This window comes from Saccharopolyspora sp. NPDC045839, assembly GCF_056431645.1.
In genome coordinates, this window is record NZ_JBWKKH010000041.1 from 62,480 (window position 1) to 81,119 (window position 18,640).

Below are 18,640 nucleotides of genomic sequence, written 5' to 3' on the forward strand. Positions count from 1 at the left end.
GATGGTAGCGATACGGCGGAGCGGAGATCGCCGGTCGCGGCGAACCCACTTCGCGATCACGCTGCTCATCGCCGATGCACCCCGGCGAGTTCCTTCGCGTGCTCCAGCCCGATGAGCTTGACGGGCGGCCTGGGCACCACGTTGAGACACCCACGAGTGCTAGCATTGCAGTCAATGACAGCACGCGGAGGAGGTGGCCATCATGTCGACCCTGACGATTCGCGGCCTGGACGACGAGACACACGCACGACTCCGTGTCCAGGCGGCGCAACACGGGCACTCGATGGAAGCCGAGGTCCGGGCGATCTTGCAAGCCGCCGTGGCGCCGCCCCCGCCCACCCGCGGTCTGGGCAGTCGCATTCACGCCCGGTTCGCGGGCCTCAGCGAACCCGAACTCGAACTCCCCACTCGTAGCGAACTTCCTCGTGCCGCGGACTTTGACTCGTGATCATTCTCGACACCAACGTCCTATCCGAAGTCACCCGTCAAGCGCCGGACGCCGACGTGCTGGCCTGGCTTGACTCGCTCCCCGCGACAGAGGTCGCAACAACGGCGATCACTGCCGCCGAGCTGCTGTACGGCGTGACACGGCTGCCCGACGGACATCGGAAAACGTCGCTGATCGCGGCGGTTCACGCGCTGGTCAACGATGATTTCCACGGGCGGGTCGAGCCGTTCGATGCGCCTGCTGCCGCTCAGTACGCCGTCGTGGTCAGCGAACGCGAGAAGCTCGGTCGTCCCATCAGCGCCGCTGATGCTCAGATCGCAGCGATCTGCCGCGCACGCCGAGCAATACTGGCCACTCGCAACATCAAGGACTTCGAGGAGACGGGCATCGAACTCGTGAATCCCTGGTACGCGAATTAGGTCACCAGTGCTCGCCGAGGCAACGCATCGGTGAGGCGTCAGATACCCGCCAGGGACTTGGCCCGCTCCAGCACGCCGCGCAGCATCGCCGGGGTCAGCTTTCCCGTGAAGGTGTTCTGCTGGCTGACGTGAACGGCTCGATGGCGACCGCGCCCCGCCCTCGCCAGGTTCCGGGGTCAGCCTCGCGGACAAATCCTGCTCCGCGCAAAGCCTCTTCGAGCTGATCGCATGGCACCCTGGACATCGTCCGATGGCTTGCTGCTGGCCACACGGATTGACTACGCACGGACGCGAGGTGGCGGTATCTCACCCGCAGCCGTGGCACCATTTCAGGCTGACAGTGGCTGAATGCGAGCCAGCGTGTCGGCGAGCGCGTCCTTCTCCCGCTCCAGGTCGTAACGCGACTGGAGGTTGATCCAGAACCGCTCGGACGTACCGAAAAAGCGCGCCAGCCGCAGCGCGGTGTTAGCCGAGATCCCGCGCTTGCCGTGCACGATCTCGTTGATGCGACGAGGCGGAACCCCGATCGCGACGGCGAGCCGATGCTGGGTTACCCGCAGCGGCTCCAGGTACTCCTCGACCAGGATCTCCCCCGGGTGAACCGGAGGCATGACAAACTCGTCAGACATCCTCGTTCCCTTCAGCGGTAGTCCACGATCTCGACGCTCTCTGGCCCAGCAGGTGTCCACTCGAAGCAGATGCGCCACTGCTGATTGATCCGAATGCTGTACTGGCCGGCTCGATCTCCATGCAGCTTCTCCAACCGGTTTCCCGGCGGGACCCGGAGGTCCTCCACGGTCTCCGCCGCATCAAGGATGGCGAGCTTGCGCAGAGCCGCTCGTTGGACGTTCGGGTCGAGGACCCGCGAACGACGTCGTTGCCATACACGCTCGGTCTCCTTGTCAGCGAAAGATCGCAGCATGAGTTTAACGTAGCACGTTAATAACGGCAAGCGTTATGCGACTGATGGTGCCAGACCTCACCAAGTCCCCGCCAGCTCCTTCGCGTGCTCCAGCACGCCGCGCAGCATCGCCGGGGTCAGCTTTCCCGTGAAGGTGTTCTGCTGGCTGACGTGGTAGCAGCCGAGGAGGTGAAGGGGTGCTCCTCCGTCCGTGGCCGGGAGCTCCGCGTGGGCGTCGTGGCCGAACTTCGGGCGGGGCTTCGGGACCTGCCAGGCCGCGTCCGCCAGCACCGGCAGCAGGGCCTGCCAGCCGAACGCACCCAGCACCACCACCGCTCGCAGCGTCGGGCGCAGCAGGTCGAGCTCGCGGACCAGCCACGGGCGGCAGGTGTCGCGCTCCGCCGGCGTCGGCTTGTTGGCGGGCGGCGCGCAGTGCACCGGAGCCGTGATTCTGGTGCTGTGCAACGTCAAACCGTCGTCGATGTGCCACGCCTCGGGCTGGGACGCCAGGCCGACGTCGTAGAGCGCCTGGAAGAGGACGTCGCCCGAGCGGTCGCCGGTGAAGATCCGGCCCGTCCGGTTGCCGCCGTGCGCCGCCGGCGCCAGCCCGACGACCGCGATCGCCGCGTCCGGCGGGCCGAAGCCGGGCACCGGCCGGCCCCAGTACTCCTGGTCGCGGAACGCCGCGCGCTTGACCCGCGCGACCTCCTCCCGCCATTCGACCAGCCGCGGGCAGGCCGTGCAGCGGGTGACCAGCTCGTCCAGGCCGGCCAGGTCGGCGGCCCCCGGGGCCGCGGCGGAGGGGTCGTCGATCGGGCTGTCGATCAGCCGGGAGGTCGTTTCTGGCACCTCCCAAAAGTGGCAGAAAACCCGTTCGACGGCACGTAATGTGGGCGGCATGGCAGCCAGCGAGGACAAGGCCGACGAGGCGAAGCAGGAATCCACCACCCCGGCCGAGCCGGTCGACGATCTGGTGAGCACCCACCACACCATCATCGCCGGCGGTGCGGAACTGGCCTACACCGCGACGACGGGCCGCATCGTGCTGCGCGAGGAGGTCCACGCCGACGGCAAGTTCGAGGGTTTCAAGCCGAAGGCCGAGGTATTCCTGACCTCGTACGTGGCCGACGGCGAACCCGGCAGCCGCCCGGTGACGTTCGCGTTCAACGGTGGCCCCGGCTCCTCCAGCGTGTGGCTGCACGTCGGGCTGCTCGGCCCGCGGCGGGTCGTCTCCGGTGACGCCGGCGACCTCGCGCCGCCGCCGTACGGGCTGGCCGACAACCCGGAAACCCTTCTGCGGCACAGCGATCTGGTGTTCATCGACCCGGTGTCCACCGGGTACTCGCGGGCGGTCGAGGGCGGCACGCCCGGCGATTTCCACGGATACCAGAAGGACATCGAGTCCATCGCCGAGGTGATCCGGCTGTGGACCACCCGCAACGGCCGCTGGATGTCGCCGAAGTACCTCGCCGGCGAGTCCTACGGCACGCTGCGCGCGGCCGCGCTCGCCGAGCACCTCCAGTCGCGGCACGGCCTCTACCCGAACGGCCTGCTGCTGATCTCGTCGGTGCTGGACATGGGGACGATCCGGTTCACCGAGGGCAACGACCTGCCGTACTCGCTGTTCCTGCCGACGTACGCGGCGATCGCGCACTACCACGGCAAGCACGGCGACCGCCCGCTGCGCGAGGTGCTGGACGAGGCGGAGAAGTTCGCCGCCGAGGACTACCCGTGGGCGCTGGCGCGCGGCGCGCGGCTGAGCGCGTCCGAGCGCGAGGACATCGTGCGGCGGGTCGCCTCGCTGTCCGGGCTGTCCGAGGACTACGTGGACCGCGCGAACCTGCGCATCGAGCACATCCGGTTCTTCACCGAGCTGCTGCGCGACCGGCGGGAGACGGTGGGCCGGATGGACGGCCGGTTCACCGGCTGGGAGCGGGACGCCGCCGGGGAGCACTTCACCGACGACCCGAGCATCTCCGGTATTCGCGGCGCCTACTCGGCGGCGATCAACCACTACCTGCGCGAAGAGCTCGACTACGCCAGCGATCTGCCGTACGAGACGCTGTCCAGCCGGGTGCATCCCTGGTCGTACAAGGAGTTCGAGGGCGCGAGCGTGTCCGTTGTGGACAAGCTCGGCGCGGCGTTCCAGGCCAACCCGCACCTGCGGATCCACGTCGGCTGCGGCTACACCGACGGCGCGACCCCGTACTTCGCCGCCGAACACGTGCTGGCGCAGGTGCCGATCCCGGAGCGGCTGCGGGAGAACATCGACGTCCGCTACTACCCGGCGGGCCACATGATGTACGTCCACGAGGAGTCCCGGATCCAGCAGTCGGCGGACCTCGCGGCGTTCGTGAACACCCGCCCGTAGCGCCAGTGCGGATCGCGGCCCCCGCTCGGATCGGAGCGGGGCCGCGGTTCGCTCGGCCGAGGCGTTCGGCGACCGCGCCCGGAGCGGCTCGGGGAAGAGCCAGGGGAAGACGTCGAGCATGATCTCCATTAACCGACGGGCGACCTCGAACTCGTCGTTCAGCGTTGATCAACTCCTCCGGCGCACCGTGCGGACGCCCGGTTCCGAACCCGCGCCGCCGAGCTGATCACCGGGCCTTGCGCGCCATCCGGCGGATCGCGCGGGCGCCCCCGTGCACTGCGGCCAGCGAGGCGGGCACCAGCGCCACGGCGCCCACCCAGGAGCGGAGATCGTTCCGCCGAACGCCGGCCCGGCCGAGTTCGCGCCAGGCCCACAGCGAGTACGGGATGACCACGGTCGGCGCGGTGACGACGCCCGGGGTGTAGCCGCGATGCGCGGCGCTCAACGCCAGGTGCCCCACCCCGTGCACGCCGAATCCGACCAGCGCGGACTGGAAGAACGGCGACCTGCCGCCGGTCTGGGCGCCGCGGGCCGACGCCGCGAGCACGATCAGCCCCATCAGCGAAATGGCCACCCTGGCGTGCTCGGGCGATATCCCTTCCCGCAGCCAGACCGGCCCGGGCAGCTGCCTGCCGTACTTCGCCGCGTTGGCCTGCGACCACGGCGACATCGTGAACCACTCCTCGACGTCGTTGGCCAGCCAAGCCAGGAACAGACCCCAGGACACCGTCTTGCGCACCGTCGCCTCCTCATTTTCGTTACATGACGTATCGTAAATATAATGGGGCGCATGACCGGTGAGCGCAAGGACGAGTCAGGCCGCGGCCGGGGCCGGCCTCGCCGCGCCGAGGTGGATCACGCCGTCCTGAACGCGGCGGCCGAACTGCTGGCCGAGCGCGGGTACGCCGAACTCACCATCGAGGCGGTCGCGGCACGGGCCGGAGTGGGCCGGCCGACGGTGTACCGGCGGTGGCCGACCAAGGACGACCTCGCGGTCCACGCGCTCGCCCACGCGGTGCAACCGCTCGACCCGCCGGACACCGGCGACGCCTTGGGTGACCTCTGCGAACTGGCGATCTCGTTCGTGCTCCAGCTCTCCGAGTCACCGCTCGGCCGCGTCGTGCTCGGCGTGCACGCCGAAAGCGGCCGTCGCGCGCAGCTCGTGGAGCCGCTGCGCGACCGCTACCTGAAGCCGCGCGACGCGGCGATCACCGAGGCGATCGAACGCGCCCGGCAGCAAGGAGCACTTCATCCGGACCTCGCCGCGGAGACCGTCCGGGACCTGCTGTTCGGGCCGCTGGTCTACCACTGGCTGATCACCGGCGAACCGCTGGACCGGGCCACCGCCGAGGCGCTGATCGCCGCCGCCCGCCGGGCGATCTCCCCCTGAACCGGAACACGCCGCAGCGGACCGAACCCACCAGAAGACCCCGCTCCGAACAGGAGCGGGCGCCTCCGCGGCGACCGAAGCAGTGATCCTTCTATGTGTAGTATATGTACTACATGCAGGGTCATCACTGCTACGAGAGGCACTGGGGTTATGACAGTCGCGAATGAACCGGAGGCACCACCGTCGCCGGTGCGGTTACCGGACGAGGACACCGTGCTCGACGTCCGCGACCTGCGGATGCGCTACGGCACCACCGATGTCCTCAAGGGCGTCGACCTCACCGCGCGCCGCGGCGAGGTGGTCGCGCTGCTGGGGCCGAACGGGGCGGGCAAGACAACGACGATCGAGATCCTGGAGGGCTTCCGGATGCGCTCCGGCGGCGACGTCCAGGTGCTCGGCGCCGACCCGGCGCATGGCGACGAGCGCTGGCGGGCCCGGCTCGGCGTCGTGCTGCAGTCCTGGCGCGACCACAGCAAGTGGCGGGTCCGGGAACTGCTGGCGCACCTGGGGACCTACTACGCGCCGTACTCCACGGACCGGATCACCCGCCCCTGGGACGTCGACGAGCTCATCGCGGCGGTCGGCCTGTCCGAACACGCGGACAAGCGCGCCGGGCAGCTCTCCGGCGGCCAGCGCCGCCGCCTCGACGTGGCGATCGGCATCGTCGGGCGCCCGGAACTGCTGTTCCTGGACGAGCCCACGGTCGGCTTCGACCCGCAGGCCCGCCGCGAGTTCCACGACCTCGTGCACCGGCTCGCCGACGACGACAACACCGGCATCCTGCTCACCACGCACGACCTGGACGAGGCCGAGAAGCTGGCCGACCGCATCCTGATCCTGGCCGGCGGCCGGATCGTCGCCGACGGCTCCGCCGACGAGCTGTCCCGGCAGGTGGCCGCCGAGTCCGAGGTGAAGTGGACCCGGAACGGCCAGCGCTTCGTGCACCCGACCGCCGACGCCACCCGGTTCGTCCGGGACCTGTTCGCGCAGCACGGCGACGAGATCGCCGAACTGGAGGTGCGCCGGGCGACCCTGGAGGACACCTACATGGCGATGGTGCGCGCCCACGAATCCGGGCGGGGCGAGACCGCCGCACTGACCTTTTCCGCGGAGAACAGCACCGAGGAGGCGAACCGGTGAAGGCGACCGCCGCACGCGCCGGCCTGCAGCGCGGCTGGATCGAGTTCCGCCAGACCCTGACCACCGGGCAGGACCTGTGGGGCTACCTGTTCCCCACCGTGATCCTGCTGGTCGTGATGACCTTCCAGCGCGACTCCACAGTGGCCGGTTTCTCGCTCGGCGCGATGTCGCTGCCGGGCGCGCTCGGCATGGGGATCGCGTTCTCCGGGCTGATCAACGTCGCCCAGCAGCTGACGGTCGAACGCGAGGACGGCACGCTGCTGCGCGCCAAGGCCACTCCGGGCGGGATGGTCGGCTACCTCGTAGGCAAGATCACGCTGGTCGGCTGCATGTCGCTGATCAGCCTGGTGATCCTGCTGGTTCCGGGGCTGGTGATGTTCGACGGATTGGCCACCGGCATCGACACCTGGCTGACGCTGGCCTGGGTGCTGGTGCTGGGACTGGTCGCGACGATGCCGATCGGCGCGATCATCGGCTCGCTGTTCAGCAGCCCGCGGAGCCTGGGTCTGGTCATGCTGCCGATGATGGGGCTGGTCGCGATCTCCGGGATCTTCTACCCCATCACCGAGTACCCGGAGTGGCTGCAGTGGATCGCGCAGGCGTTCCCGATGTACTGGCTGGGACTGGGCATGCGCTCGGCGCTGCTGCCGGACGCGATGGCGGCAGCCGAGATCGGCGAGTCCTGGCGGCACCTGGAGACTGTCGGGGTGCTCGGCCTGTGGGCCGTGGTCGGGCTGGTGGTGGCTCCGGCGGTGATGCGCCGGATGGCGCGGCGCGAGTCGGGGTCGAGCGTGGCCGCGCGTCGCGAGAAGGCCATGCAGCGAGTTCGCTGACGTGGCGGAGGAGAACATGAGCGAGACGATCTACAACCGCATCGCGATGCTGCGGGCCGAACGCGGGATCAGCCGCCGGCAGCTCTCCGAAGCACTCGGCGTGCACTACCAGACCATCGGCTACCTGGAGCGCGGCGAGTACAGCCCGAGCCTGCACCTGGCGTTGCGCATCGCGGAGCACTTCGAGGTGCCGGTCGAAGTGGTGTTCTCCATCCACCCCTTCCCCCGCATCGGCACGGGAGAACGCTCCGCCTGAATGCCGGCCGTGAGTCTTTTGGGCTGCTATGGCAACCCAAAAGACTCACGGCCGGGGATCAGCTGGCCGGGAATCGCTTCGCCAGCCAGGTTTCGAAGGTCATCAGGCCCGGGTGGCGGCGGCGCAGGGCCGGGATGTCCACCGTCATGTCGAGCTCGTTGATCGCCGTGTAGGCGCGGTGGAGGTCGGGGTTCTGCTCGCGCAGCGGCTCCAGCGGCAGCTCGACGTGGCGGAGCCGCCGACCGGTCGCGCGGGACAGCGCGTCCGCGATCTCTGGCGGTGTCAGCGAATCCCCGGCGATCTCCACCGCCCGGCCGATGTAGTCGCCGGGATTCTCGAAGGCCAGCGCGGCGAACTCGCCGATGTCGTCGAGCGCGATCAGCGGCTGCGACACGTCGGCCCGGACCGCGCTCACCAGCTCGTCACCCGCGGCGGCCTGGCCGGGCACCATCGCCACGTAGTTCTCCATGAACGACACCGGCCGCAGCATCGTGGCCGGGATGCCCAGCGCGCGTATGTGCTCCTCGATCTCCCTCTTGTTCTCCAGCGTGACGACGCCGGTACGCCGATCCGCGTTGACCGCCGAGGCGTAGACGAGGTGCTGCACGCCGGCGCCCTTCGCGACGTCCGCGACGTTCTTGCCCCAGCGGCGTTCGTCCTCGTGGCTGATGCCCGGGGACAGCTCGGGCGTGATGAAGGTCGGCTGGACGCTGAAAACGCCGTGCACGCCCCGCATCGCGGCATCGAGCGCTTCCTTGTCGTCCATGTCGCCTTGGACCAGCTCCGCGCCGGCCTCGGCCAGCCGCCGCGCGGCGGCTCCCGTGGCGTTGCGGGTGAGTGCTCGAACGCGCCAGCCGCGGGCGAGCAGGCGGGTGGCCGTGGCGCCGCCCTGCTGACCGGTGGCTCCGACGACGAGCACGATTCCTTCTGGTTTGGACACTTCGGCCTCCGCATCGATGGCACAACCGGAACGTGCGCCCCGGTTCAGACGATACGGAACGCACGCCCCGGTTGTCCACGAAAGCGGTAGGCTCGACCCGTGACGACCGAGAACGCCCCCGGAAAACGGCTGCGCGCGGACGCCCAGCGCAACCGCGAACGGGTCCTCGCCGCGGCCCAGGAGCTGTTCGCCGCCGAAGGGCTGGCCGTCCCGCTGGACGACATCGCCCGCCGCGCCGGCGTCGGCCCCGGCACCGTCTACCGCCACTTCCCCACCAAGGAAGCGCTTTTCGAGGCCGTCGTGGCGGAGCGGATCCGGGCGATGGTCGACGAAGCCCGCGACCAGGCCGAGTCCGGCGATCCCGGCCGCGCGTTCTTCGACTACTTCCAGCGCGTCATCGAGCACGCCGCGCTGAACAAGGACATCTGCGACGCGCTGGAATCGACCGGGCAGCCACCGAAAACGGCCTGCCTGGAAACCGACTTCAACGACGCCATCGGCACCCTCCTGGATCGCGCGCAGCAGGCGAGCGCGGTACGCGCGGACCTGACGACGGCGGAGCTGCGATCGCTGATCGTGGGGGGCCTGAACATGTACCGCCGAGCGGTCGCCGAACAACGCCCGGCCAGCGAACTGGCGGTCCTCTACGCAGGCCTCCGCCCGGCCGGCTGACCCCGGCCCGTGAGCACTTTGGAGCGCCATAGCGATCCAAACCGCTCACGCCCCCCGTTCGGACAAGCGAAAGGCGCCCCCGAGCCGGCGGTTCGAAGGCGCCCTCCGCCTCGAAACTCTCCCGTCAGGACACCACGCGGGGGCGTTCCTCCGCGAAGTGGCAGGCCGACGGGTGGCTGTCCAGGCGGACCTCCAGCTCCGGGACCTGCTCCGCGCAGATGTCCTGCGCCTTCCAGCAGCGGGTGCGGAAGCGACAGCCCGAGGGCGGGTTCGCCGGGCTCGGCACGTCGCCGGTCAGGCGGATCACCTCGCGCTTGCCGCGCAGCGTCGGGTCCGGCACCGGCACCGACGACAGCAGCGCCTGCGTGTACGGGTGCTGCGGGTGCTCGTAGATCTGCTCGTCGGAGCCGATCTCCACGACCTTGCCCAGGTACATCACCGCCACGCGGTCCGACAGGTGGCGGACCACGCCGAGGTCGTGGGCGATGAACACGTACGACAGCCCGAACTCCTGCTGCAGGTCACCGAGCAGGTTCATCACCTGCGCCTGGATCGACACGTCCAGCGCCGACACCGGCTCGTCGCAGATGATCACCTTCGGCCGCAGCGCCAGCGCCCGCGCGATGCCGATGCGCTGCCGCTGACCACCGGAGAACTGGTGCGGGTAGCGCTGGATGTGCTCCGGGTTGAGCCCGACCACCTCCAGCAGCTCCTGCACCTTCCGCCGCCGCTCGCCCTTCGGCGCCACCTCGGGGTGGATCTCGAACGGCTCCCCGATGATGTCGCCGACGGTGCGCCGGGGGTTCAGCGAGGTGTACGGGTCCTGCAGCACGATCTGCAGATCGCGCCGCAGCTTGCGCAGCTCGGCGCCGTGCATCTTGAACATGTCACGGCCCTCGAACAGCGCGCTGCCGCTGGTCGGCTTCTCCAGCCGCATCAGCACCTGTGCCAGGGTCGACTTGCCGCAGCCGGACTCGCCCACCACGCCGAGGGTTTCGCCGCGGTTGAGGTCGAACGACACGCCGTCGACGGCACGCACGTGGCCGATCGTGCGCTTGAACAGCACGCCCTGGGTCACCGGGAAGTGCTTGACCAGGTCCCGCACCTGGAGGATCGGCTCAGCCACGGGTAATCAACTCCTCGGCGAAGTGGCAGGCGCTGGCCCGCCCCAGGCCCAGCTGGTGGTAGGTCGGGACCTCCTGGCTGCAGCGTGCCTCGGCGCGCGCGCAGCGCGGGTGGAACGGGCAGCCCGGGGGCACCGCGAGCAGGTTCGGCGGCAGCCCCTTGATGGTCTCCAGCTCCTGCCCCTTGAGGTCCAGGCGCGGGATCGACCGCATCAGGCCCTCGGTGTACGGGTGGCCCGGCTGCTTGTAGAGCGAGTACGCGTCCGCGCTCTCCACGATCCGGCCCGCGTACATCACCACGATCCGGTCCGCGACCTCGGCGACCACGCCCAGGTCGTGGGTGATCAGGATGAGGCCCATGCCGCGGTCCCGGCGCAGCTCGTCGAGCAGGTCCATGATCTGGGCCTGCACCGTGACGTCCAGCGCCGTGGTCGGCTCGTCGGCGATGAGCAGGTCCGGGTCCAGCGCCAGCGACATCGCGATCATCGCGCGCTGCCGCATGCCGCCGGAGAACTGGTGCGGGTACTCCTTCACGCGCTGCTTCGCGTTCGGGATCTTCACCTGGTCCAGCAGCTCGACGGCCCTGGCCATGGCGTCCTTGCGGGACATGCCGCGGCGGGTCCGCAGCTGCTCGGCGATCTGGAACCCGACGGTGTAGACCGGGTTCAGCGCGGACAGCGCGTCCTGGAAGATCATCGCCATCGACTCGCCGCGCAGCTCCCGCCGGCGGCGGTCCGACGCGGCGAGCAGGTCCTCGCCCTGGTACTTGATCGAGCCGCCGGTGATCGCACCCGGCGGGATGTCCAGGATGCCCATGATGGTCTGCGCGGTGACGCTCTTGCCCGAGCCGGATTCGCCCAGCACCGCAAGGGTTTCACCGGCGTCGACGTGGTAGCTGACGCCGTTGAGGACCTTGGCGACGCCGTCCCGGGTGCGGAACTCCACGTGCAGGTCCTCGACCTCCAGCAGCCGCTCCGCCGGGGCCTTGTTGTCCACAGTAGACAAAGCGGTTTCTCCTACTTCTGCTTCGGGTCGAGCGCGTCGCGCACGGCGTCACCGAGCATCACGAACGCCAGCACCGTGACGACCAGGAACCCGGCCGGGAAGAACAGCAGGTGCGGCGCCGCCTGGATGTAGTTCCGCGACTCGGCGATCATCACGCCCCACGACACGACCGGGTCGCGCAACCCGATGCCCAGGAACGACAGCGTCGCCTCGGCACCGATGAAGCCGCCCAGCGCGATCGTGGAGTACACCAGGACCGGAGCGAGGCAGTTCGGCAGCATGTGCCGCATGATGATCCGCGGCGCGCTGGCGCCGAGCGCCCGAGCCGCCTTCACGTAGTCCTGCTGCTTCGCCGAGATCGCCGCCGACCGCATGATGCGCATCGAGATCGGCCACGACAGCACGGCGATCGTCAGCACCACCTGGGCGATGATCCGCGTGGAGCTGGGGATGACCACCTCGGCGTTGAAGGTGGTCAGGATGACGATCGCGCCCAGCACGAACGGCAGGCCCAGGAAGATCTCGGAGAACCGGGACAGCAGGTTGTCCACCCAGCCGCCGAAGTAGCCGGCGACGATGCCGACGGTGCCGCCGAGCACCACGGTCAGCAGCGTGGCCAGCAGACCCACCGCGATCGACGCCCGGGTGCCGTAGACGGCCCGGGCGAAGATGTCCCGGCCGAGGTTGTCGTAGCCGAACCAGGCCTCCGCGGACGGGGTCTGCCGCACCTTGGAGAGATCCTGGAAGGACGGGTCGGCCGAGGTGAACACGCTCGGGAACGCGGCGATGAACAGCAGCACCAGGATGATCAACGACGCCGCGATGAACAGCGGGCGGCGCCGCAGGTCCAGCCACGCGTCGCCCCAGAGGCCGCGGGGCTTCTCGTTCTTGCCGCCGCCGGCGGTGGGCACCGGTTCGTCCGGCCCGACGGCCGGGCCGGTGACCAGACTGGAAGCGCTTTGGTCAGTCATATCGGATCCTCGGGTCGAGAACCGCGTAGAGGATGTCCACGAGCAGGTTCATCAGCAGGTAAACCAGCACCAGCAGGGTGACGATCCCGGTCACCGTGGCGCCTTCCTTGGTCAGGATCGACTTGAAGACCAGGCCGCCGATACCGCGGATGTTGAACACGCCCTCGGTGACGATCGCGCCACCCATCAGCGTGCCGAGGTCGGTGCCCAGGAAGGTGATCACCGGGATCAGCGAGTTCCGCAGCAGGTGCACGCCGACCACGCGCCTGGGCTCCAGGCCCTTGGCGGTCGCGGTCCGGACGAAGTCCGCGTGGCGGTTCTCCATCATGCTGGTCCTGGTCAGCCGCGCCACGTAGGCCATGGACAGCGAGCCGAGCACGAAGCCGGGCACGATCAGCTCACCGATGGACGGATTCGAGCTGACCGTCGGCTTGATGATGCCGAGTTCGCTGCCCAGGGTGATCTGCAGCACGAAACCGGTGACGAACACCGGCAGCGAGATCAGGAACAGGGTGGACACCAGGACCAGGTTGTCCAGGAAGCCGCGGCCGCGCAGGCCGGTCAGGATGCCGGCCGCCAGGCCGATGACACCCTCGATGATCAGCGCGACGAGGGCGAGCTTGATGGTGGTCGGGTAGGCGTTCTGGATCAGCGTGCTGATCTCCACGCCCGCGTAGGTCTCCCCGAAGTCACCGGTGAGGAGCTTCCCCAGGTATTTGAAGTACTGGATGACCAGCGGGTCGTCCAGGTTGTACTTCTCGTGCATCTCGGCGATGTAGGCGGGCGGACAACCGCGGTCGCCGCACTTTCCCGCGAACGGGTCACCCGGAATCGCCCAGACGAGCAAGTAGATGATCAGAGTTGTCCCGATGAACACCGGGATGAGTTGCAGCAGGCGCCGCAACACGTAGCGACCCATTCGGGCCTCCTAATCACAGCCAATGCAGGGCCCGGCCCGCCGGATCACGGCGGGCCGGGCTCCGGCTCGGTTCTTACTACTTCAGGCGCACCGTGGTCAGGTCAAGCTCACGGTAAGCCTTGACCTCACCTTCAGCGATCCGCTCCGAGAAGCCGTACTGCACCGGCTGCGACCACAGCGGGATCAGCGGCAGGTCCTCGGCCAGCAGCTTCTCCGCATCGGCGTAGGCGGCGGTGGCCGCCTCGACGGTGGGGGCCGCGTTCGCCTTGTCGAGCGCCGCGTCGAACGCCGGGTTGCTGTACTTGTAGTCGTTGGACGACGCGTTCGTGCGGTACAGCTGGGTCAGGAAGGTCTCGATGTTCGGGTAGTCGGCCTTCCAACCGGTCCGGAACAGGCCGGAGAACTGGAACGCGTTGGCCTTCTGCCGGAACTCGCCGAACGTCGGGACCGGGACGAACTGGGTCTCGATGCCGAGGTTCTGCTTGATGCTCGCGGCCACGGCCTGCGACCACTCGTTGTGGCCGCCGTCGCCGTTGGTCTCGACGGTCAGCACGCCCTGGAAGCCACCCGCCTGCTGCAGGTACTGCTTGGCCTTCTCCGGGTTGAACTCGCAGGCCTCACCGCACTGGTTCGGGCGGTAGCCCTCGACGGCCGGGGTGGCCCAGCCGTCCATCGGGTCACGACCGCCGGCGAACACCTGCTGGGTGATCGTCTTGCGGTCGACCGACATCGAGATCGCCTTGCGCAGCAAGGGGTTCTTGAACTTCTCGTCGTAGATCGGGAAGCCCATCGTCTGGGTCAGCAGGCCCGGCTTCTGCTTCGCGCGCTCGCCGAGGTCCTGCTTCCACTTGTCGCCGACCAGCGCGGAGACCGGGATGGCCCGCAGGAAGTCCAGGTTGCCCGAGACCAGGTCCTGGTAGGCGCCGTCGAGCTGCTCGTAGACCTTGAACTTGGCGCCCTTGATGGTCGGCTTGTCCGTGCCCACGTAGTTCTCGTACGCGACGAGGTTGAGCTCCTGGTTCGGAATGCGGGACTCGAACTTGAACGGCCCGTTGCCGATCGGGTGGGCCTCGAAGGCCTTCGGGTCCTTGAAGAACGAGTCCGGCAGCGGCATGTAAGAGGAGTAGCCCAGCACGACCGGGAAGATCGTGAACGGCTGCTTCAGCTTGACCGTGAAGGTGTTGTCGTCGACCACCTTGAGACCGGACAGCTCCTTGGCCGCCGGCGCCGGGGCCTGCTGCGGGCCGTCCTCGCCATCCGGATCCTCGGACTGCATCTGGTCGTAGCCGTCGATCTGCTCGAAGAAGCTCGCGCCCTGGAGGCCGTTCGGACCGTATGCGTTGTAGTTCCAGGCGTCCACGAAGTTCTTGGCCTTGACCGGGGTCCCGTCGTGGAACGTCCAGCCCGGCTTCAGCTTGATCGTGTAGTTCTGGTGGTCGGCGGACTCGATCGACTCCGCGACCGCGTTCTCCACCTTCAGATCACTGGCCCGGTAGTTGACCAGGCCGGTGAACATGGCGTTGACGATGAAGCCACCGTTCTCTTCGGTGGTGTTCGCCGGGACCAGAGGATTCTCCGGCTCACCCCAGTCGAGGGTGATGATGCCGTCCTCTCCGGAGCCGCTGCCGCCACCACCGCAAGCGGTGGCGAGCATCGCCACCGCCAGCGGGGCCGCGACCATTGCGGCCAAACGTCCCTTTCGCATGTAGGTCCTCCCGCTTCCACGCGTGCCCCAGCAGTGATTTCCGGGGTCATCACGCGCGGCGGATCATTCACCGCCGCGTCAGACGAGCGTAAACATAAGTGAGAACCCGTTCACGGCAATGCCCTGTCACAAAGCCGTCACTTTCTGAATCGGTACAGTCGATTCTTCACCCAAAAGATGGAAAGTGGTGTCCACATCCCGGGAACTAGCTGATAGACAGGGCTATTCCGTCGAGAATGTCATGCTCACTGACAGTCATGGCGGAAATGCCCGCGCGCTCCGCCAATTCCTCCGCCAACACCTTCACGACCAGCGCACCTCCGCCGATCACGTCCACCCGCCCCGGATGCATGGCGCCGATCGCGGCACGCTCGTCGTGCGACATCCCGAGCAGGTTCTCGGTGATTTGTTCGACTCTTTTCTGGGAAACATGGGAAAGATGAATTGCCACCGGATCGTATTCGGGCAGTTCCTGCGCGATGGCGGACAAAGTGGTGACCGTGCCGGCCACCCCGACCCAGGTTCGCGCCCCCGAGCAGTCCACGGCGGCGAAAGCGTCGTCGAGGATCTGCCGGGTCGCCTTCTCGGCCTCCCGCACCTCCTCGTCGGTGGGCGGATCGCTGTGCAGGCAACGCTCGGTCAGCCGCACGCAGCCGACGTCGGCGGAATGCGCCGCGGTGATGTCCGCGCGCACGCCGTCCCAGGTGCCCACGACCAGCTCGGTGGAGCCACCGCCGATGTCGGTCACCACGAACGGCCCGTCCTCCGGGTCGAGGTCGCCGACCGCGCCGGTGAACGACAGCCGCGCCTCCTCGTCGCCGGTGATCACCTCGGCGTCGACGCCGAGCGTTTCCCGCACCATGGCGAAGAAGTCCTCGCGGTTGGACGCGTCCCGGGTGGCCGAGGTGGCGACCATGCGGATCCGCTCGACGCCCTTGCGCACGGCGATCGCGGCGTACTCGACCAGCGCCGCGCGAGTGCGCTCCAGCGCCTCGTCGGCGAGCCGCCCGGTGGCGTCCACGCCCTGCCCGAGCCGGACGATCTTCATCGCGCGGTAGATGTCGCGCAGGTCGCGCCGGCCATCGTCATGCACGGTCACGTCTGCCACCAGCAGGCGGATCGAATTGGTCCCGCAGTCGATAGCCGCCACCCGTGACATCCGCGTCCTCCTCGCTCGCCGGGGCCGCCCACCGCGTACCCACAGCTAACGCTACCGGCCACCCCGAGCGCCCCGGACGACCCCGACATGCGGTGACCACTAGCCCCCAGGCCCGTGCGGAGCCTTCTCGAGGCGGCGACGAGGCACGGCCCGTGCCATGGGGCGGAACAAGCGAACGGCCTGTTCACTTCACCTATCGGAGCGAACGGACCGTTCACTTCACACCAGCAGCGCCCAACCGGCGTCGGGTGGATGAAGTGAACGGCCCCTTCACTTCACCTACCGGAACGCACAGGCCGTTCACTTCAGACCGGCGCGCGAGGATGCGCCGCTGCCCGAACGAGCTGCCTCGATCTCGTCTCCCTGGTCTGCTGAGCGCTACTGAGGCGGGGCGAAGCCGTCCGGGACGAGGCAGGGTTCGAGCTGACCCGCCGTTCCCTGATCGACGTAGACGGTCTGGCCCGGCACCGCGCTGTGCGGATCGCTCGCGCCGGGGACCGCGCCCGGCGACATGGCGAACTCGCCGTTGGCGAGAGCCGTCGGATCGCAAGCCTTCGGCGCCTCGTCCGGCGTCGACGAGGGCGGGCTCGTCGGTTCCGGCGGCGGAGCCGCGGGCTGCTCCGCCGGAGGCGGCGGGTCCTGCGGGGCGTCAGGCGGCGTGGCCGGAGGCGGCGGGCCGGGCTGGGACGAGTCGGGCGGCGGGCCCGGTTGCGTTCCGCTCGACGGCGGGCCGGGCTGCGTCGCACCCGGCGGCGGCCCAGGTTGCGTCGCGCTCGACGGCGGGCCCGGCTGCGTCCCGCTCGACGGCGGGCCCGGCTGCGTCGCACCCGGCGGCGGCCCAGGTTGCGTCGCGCTCGGCGGCGAGCCCGGCTGCGTCCCGCTCGACGGCGGACCGGGCGGTGGCGAGCTCGGCGGCGGACCGGGTTGCGTCGCGCTCGACGGCGGACCGGGTTGCGTCCCGCTCGGCGGCGGGCCCGGCTGCGTCGAGCCCGGCGGTGCCGGTTGGGGCGCGGGCAGGTGGCCTGGTTGCGTCGAGTTCGGCGGGGTCGCGACCGGTGGGTCGAGGTCCGGCGCGGACGGCCGCGCGATCTCTGGCGGCGTGATGCTGATCTGCGGCTCCGCGGGACGGGGTTCCGGCGCGGGCGGCGGCGGGCCGGTCGGCGCGGGCGCGGCAGGCGGTGCGGACGCCGGGGCCGGTGCTTGCGCGGGCGCCGGGGCCGCCGGAGCCATCGCCAGCACCTGGGGGCCGTCCGGCAGGCGCTCGCCGTCGAGCACGTCGCCGACCTCCGGTGCCAGCTCCGACGGCGTCGGCGTCACGCCCTTCGCGTACGCCGCCGCCCAGATCAGCACCGTCCGCACGTAGCTGTCGGAGTGGTTGTAGCGGAACACCGCCGCCGCGAGACTCTGCGGTTCGCGCAGGTCACCGCCGCTGCACAGATAGCGCGCCGCCGCGAGGGTCGAGTCGTGGATGTTGTGCGGGCTGGCGACGCCGTCGTCGTTGCCGTCGACGGCGAACTTGTTCCACGTCGACGGGATGAACTGCATCGGCCCGACCGCCCGGTCCCACACCGGGTCGCCGTCGTAGCGGCCCGCGTCGGTGTCCGGGATCGCCGCGATGCCCGGCCCGCCGGACAGCCGTGGGCCGAGGACCGCCCGGACCGTCGTGCCGAGCACGTCGACGCTGCCGGAACGCGCGTGGCCCGACTCGATCCGGCCGATCGACGCGAGCACGGACCAGTGCAGGCCACAGCTGCGCTCCACCTGCCGCGCGGCCTTGGCGTACGCGGCCAGCATCGGCTCCGGGATGCCCAGCGACCCGGTCGGCAGCTCCACCTGCTGTTCCGCCTCGGCGGCGAGCCGCTGCGGATCGGCCGCCCGCTCCAGCACCTCGGGGCTGAGCAGCGGGGCCTGCGGGAGGTTCCCGCTGACGCCCAGTTCGCGCGAGTCCGGATCCCCCAGGGCCGGATGTCGCGGCTCGGCCAGGAACGAACTCGACGCCGCCATCAACGTGGTCGGCACCAGCAGCACGGGAGCCAGGGCCGTCAGCGCGACCCACCTCCGCGCCCTCCGCCGCGCTGCGGCGCCGAGCCGCGGCACCGACTTCCACTCGTGCTTGCCGTGGCGTTTGTTGCGAGCCGTCACTAGCTCCATCCCCAGACCGAACATCACCGGAAAAACCGAGACGGGTCCCTGGATACACCACCGGTTCGAGGAACGCCGGATGGCGGGCGGGCACATCACCCGTACGACTGGCGACGGCTCCGGCCAACCGGCCCCATTGCTCCGTGCGGGCGGAAAGACATCCCAGGAGCTTGAATGTCAAGCCGCAGCCGAGTTGACGTGATGGGCCCAGGCGGTGGTCTCGTCGTAGAGGGTGCCGGTTTTGA

The 18,640-nt window shown here is 69.4% G+C and carries 20 protein-coding genes and 1 pseudogene; 8 read left to right on the forward strand and 13 right to left on the reverse strand.

The features are described from left to right. Window positions 1-202: 202 nt before the first annotated feature. Entirely contained in the window at window positions 203-448 is a 246-nt protein-coding gene (locus AC07EQ_RS37440; RefSeq protein ID WP_478392550.1) for a FitA-like ribbon-helix-helix domain-containing protein, read from the forward strand. Continuing rightward, window positions 445-867: a PIN domain-containing protein gene (locus tag AC07EQ_RS37445; RefSeq protein ID WP_478392551.1), complete on the forward strand. Its 423-nt coding sequence runs from the start codon at window positions 445-447 to the stop codon at window positions 865-867. The genes AC07EQ_RS37440 and AC07EQ_RS37445 overlap by 4 nt, the downstream gene beginning before the upstream one ends. Window positions 868-905: 38 nt before the next feature. Here the strand turns inward: AC07EQ_RS37445 and AC07EQ_RS37450 are convergent. The 4 genes and pseudogenes from AC07EQ_RS37450 to AC07EQ_RS37465 form a co-directional block, all read right to left on the reverse strand. Continuing rightward, window positions 906-998, reverse strand: a pseudogene (locus tag AC07EQ_RS37450) (uracil-DNA glycosylase); the annotation flags it as partial. A gap of 198 nt (window positions 999-1,196) precedes the next feature. Further along, complete coding sequence (locus AC07EQ_RS37455; protein ID WP_478392552.1) at window positions 1,197-1,496, reverse strand: HigA family addiction module antitoxin; 300 nt, start codon at window positions 1,494-1,496, stop codon at window positions 1,197-1,199. An 11-nt stretch (window positions 1,497-1,507) separates the two neighbouring features. Beyond that, entirely contained in the window at window positions 1,508-1,789 is a 282-nt protein-coding gene (locus tag AC07EQ_RS37460; RefSeq protein WP_478392553.1) for a type II toxin-antitoxin system RelE/ParE family toxin, read from the reverse strand. Between the two features lie 57 nt (window positions 1,790-1,846). Beyond that, on the reverse strand, window positions 1,847-2,542 hold the full coding sequence (locus AC07EQ_RS37465) for a uracil-DNA glycosylase (RefSeq protein ID WP_478392572.1): 696 nt from the start codon (window positions 2,540-2,542) through the stop codon (window positions 1,847-1,849). 124 nt (window positions 2,543-2,666) lie between these two features. On the opposite strand from AC07EQ_RS37465, the gene AC07EQ_RS37470 reads away from it, so the two are divergent. Then, window positions 2,667-4,139: a S10 family peptidase gene (locus AC07EQ_RS37470; RefSeq protein WP_478392554.1), complete on the forward strand. Its 1,473-nt coding sequence runs from the start codon at window positions 2,667-2,669 to the stop codon at window positions 4,137-4,139. A 226-nt stretch (window positions 4,140-4,365) separates the two neighbouring features. On the opposite strand, the gene AC07EQ_RS37475 is transcribed toward AC07EQ_RS37470, so the two are convergent. Continuing rightward, window positions 4,366-4,878 carry an HXXEE domain-containing protein gene (locus tag AC07EQ_RS37475; RefSeq protein ID WP_478392555.1) on the reverse strand — a complete coding sequence of 171 codons (513 nt, stop codon included), beginning with the start codon at window positions 4,876-4,878 and terminating at the stop codon, window positions 4,366-4,368. A 51-nt stretch (window positions 4,879-4,929) separates the two neighbouring features. On the opposite strand from AC07EQ_RS37475, the gene AC07EQ_RS37480 reads away from it, so the two are divergent. The 4 genes from AC07EQ_RS37480 (at window position 4,930) to AC07EQ_RS37495 (ending at window position 7,758) form a co-directional block, all read left to right on the forward strand. Beyond that, complete coding sequence (locus AC07EQ_RS37480) at window positions 4,930-5,529, forward strand: TetR/AcrR family transcriptional regulator (RefSeq protein ID WP_478392556.1); 600 nt, start codon at window positions 4,930-4,932, stop codon at window positions 5,527-5,529. Window positions 5,530-5,766: 237 nt separating this feature from the next. Next, window positions 5,767-6,669 carry an ABC transporter ATP-binding protein gene (locus AC07EQ_RS37485; protein ID WP_478392573.1) on the forward strand — a complete coding sequence of 301 codons (903 nt, stop codon included), beginning with the start codon at window positions 5,767-5,769 and terminating at the stop codon, window positions 6,667-6,669. Then, window positions 6,666-7,502, forward strand: coding sequence for an ABC transporter permease (locus AC07EQ_RS37490; protein ID WP_478392557.1), 837 nt, complete (start codon window positions 6,666-6,668; stop codon window positions 7,500-7,502). The genes AC07EQ_RS37485 and AC07EQ_RS37490 overlap by 4 nt, the downstream gene beginning before the upstream one ends. Window positions 7,503-7,518: 16 nt before the next feature. Then, window positions 7,519-7,758 (forward strand): helix-turn-helix transcriptional regulator, encoded by a 240-nt coding sequence (locus AC07EQ_RS37495; RefSeq protein ID WP_132488644.1) that lies wholly within the window; start codon window positions 7,519-7,521, stop codon window positions 7,756-7,758. Between the two features lie 58 nt (window positions 7,759-7,816). Here the strand turns inward: AC07EQ_RS37495 and AC07EQ_RS37500 are convergent, their stop codons facing one another. After that, entirely contained in the window at window positions 7,817-8,698 is an 882-nt protein-coding gene (locus tag AC07EQ_RS37500; RefSeq protein WP_478392558.1) for an NmrA/HSCARG family protein, read from the reverse strand. Between the two features lie 99 nt (window positions 8,699-8,797). Here AC07EQ_RS37500 and AC07EQ_RS37505 point away from each other — a divergent pair, with 99 nt between their 5' ends. Then, on the forward strand, window positions 8,798-9,370 hold the full coding sequence (locus tag AC07EQ_RS37505) for a TetR/AcrR family transcriptional regulator (protein ID WP_478392559.1): 573 nt from the start codon (window positions 8,798-8,800) through the stop codon (window positions 9,368-9,370). Between the two features lie 124 nt (window positions 9,371-9,494). Here the strand turns inward: AC07EQ_RS37505 and AC07EQ_RS37510 are convergent, their stop codons facing one another. From AC07EQ_RS37510 to AC07EQ_RS37540, 7 genes are all read right to left on the reverse strand, one after another. Continuing rightward, the gene (locus AC07EQ_RS37510) at window positions 9,495-10,496 is read right to left on the reverse strand and encodes an ABC transporter ATP-binding protein (RefSeq protein ID WP_478392560.1); all 1,002 of its coding nucleotides are present in this window, start codon (window positions 10,494-10,496) and stop codon (window positions 9,495-9,497) included. After that, entirely contained in the window at window positions 10,489-11,499 is a 1,011-nt protein-coding gene (locus AC07EQ_RS37515) for an ABC transporter ATP-binding protein (RefSeq protein ID WP_478392561.1), read from the reverse strand. The genes AC07EQ_RS37510 and AC07EQ_RS37515 overlap by 8 nt, the downstream gene beginning before the upstream one ends. 11 nt (window positions 11,500-11,510) lie before the next feature. Further along, entirely contained in the window at window positions 11,511-12,470 is a 960-nt protein-coding gene (locus AC07EQ_RS37520; protein ID WP_478392562.1) for an ABC transporter permease, read from the reverse strand. Further along, a complete protein-coding gene (locus tag AC07EQ_RS37525; RefSeq protein WP_478392563.1) occupies window positions 12,463-13,389 on the reverse strand; it encodes an ABC transporter permease in 927 nt (308 codons plus the stop codon). Before AC07EQ_RS37525 ends, AC07EQ_RS37520 begins: the two co-directional genes overlap by 8 nt. Before the next feature lie 76 nt (window positions 13,390-13,465). Next, complete coding sequence (locus AC07EQ_RS37530) at window positions 13,466-15,094, reverse strand: peptide ABC transporter substrate-binding protein (RefSeq protein WP_478392564.1); 1,629 nt, start codon at window positions 15,092-15,094, stop codon at window positions 13,466-13,468. Window positions 15,095-15,299: 205 nt separating this feature from the next. Then, the gene (locus tag AC07EQ_RS37535) at window positions 15,300-16,253 is read right to left on the reverse strand and encodes a Ppx/GppA phosphatase family protein (protein ID WP_478392565.1); all 954 of its coding nucleotides are present in this window, start codon (window positions 16,251-16,253) and stop codon (window positions 15,300-15,302) included. A 378-nt stretch (window positions 16,254-16,631) separates the two neighbouring features. Further along, window positions 16,632-18,404, reverse strand: coding sequence for a lytic transglycosylase domain-containing protein (locus tag AC07EQ_RS37540; protein ID WP_478392566.1), 1,773 nt, complete (start codon window positions 18,402-18,404; stop codon window positions 16,632-16,634). Between the last annotated feature and the right edge of the window lie 236 nt (window positions 18,405-18,640).

Excerpts from the sequence above, each read along its gene's own strand:
- AC07EQ_RS37495 (WP_132488644.1), top strand. The coding sequence starts at position 7,519 with ATGAGCGAGACGATCTACAACCGCATCGCGATGCTGCGGGCCGAACGC.
- AC07EQ_RS37535 (WP_478392565.1), bottom strand. The coding sequence starts at position 16,253 with ATGTCACGGGTGGCGGCTATCGACTGCGGGACCAATTCGATCCGCCTG.
- AC07EQ_RS37480 (WP_478392556.1), top strand. The coding sequence starts at position 4,930 with ATGACCGGTGAGCGCAAGGACGAGTCAGGCCGCGGCCGGGGCCGGCCT.
- AC07EQ_RS37525 (WP_478392563.1), bottom strand. The coding sequence starts at position 13,389 with ATGGGTCGCTACGTGTTGCGGCGCCTGCTGCAACTCATCCCGGTGTTC.
- AC07EQ_RS37540 (WP_478392566.1), bottom strand. The coding sequence starts at position 18,404 with ATGGAGCTAGTGACGGCTCGCAACAAACGCCACGGCAAGCACGAGTGG.
- AC07EQ_RS37485 (WP_478392573.1), top strand. The coding sequence starts at position 5,767 with ATGCGCTACGGCACCACCGATGTCCTCAAGGGCGTCGACCTCACCGCG.
- AC07EQ_RS37530 (WP_478392564.1), bottom strand. The coding sequence starts at position 15,094 with ATGCGAAAGGGACGTTTGGCCGCAATGGTCGCGGCCCCGCTGGCGGTG.
- AC07EQ_RS37520 (WP_478392562.1), bottom strand. The coding sequence starts at position 12,470 with ATGACTGACCAAAGCGCTTCCAGTCTGGTCACCGGCCCGGCCGTCGGG.
- AC07EQ_RS37470 (WP_478392554.1), top strand. The coding sequence starts at position 2,667 with ATGGCAGCCAGCGAGGACAAGGCCGACGAGGCGAAGCAGGAATCCACC.
- AC07EQ_RS37440 (WP_478392550.1), top strand. The coding sequence starts at position 203 with ATGTCGACCCTGACGATTCGCGGCCTGGACGACGAGACACACGCACGA.
- AC07EQ_RS37455 (WP_478392552.1), bottom strand. The coding sequence starts at position 1,496 with ATGTCTGACGAGTTTGTCATGCCTCCGGTTCACCCGGGGGAGATCCTG.
- AC07EQ_RS37460 (WP_478392553.1), bottom strand. The coding sequence starts at position 1,789 with ATGCTGCGATCTTTCGCTGACAAGGAGACCGAGCGTGTATGGCAACGA.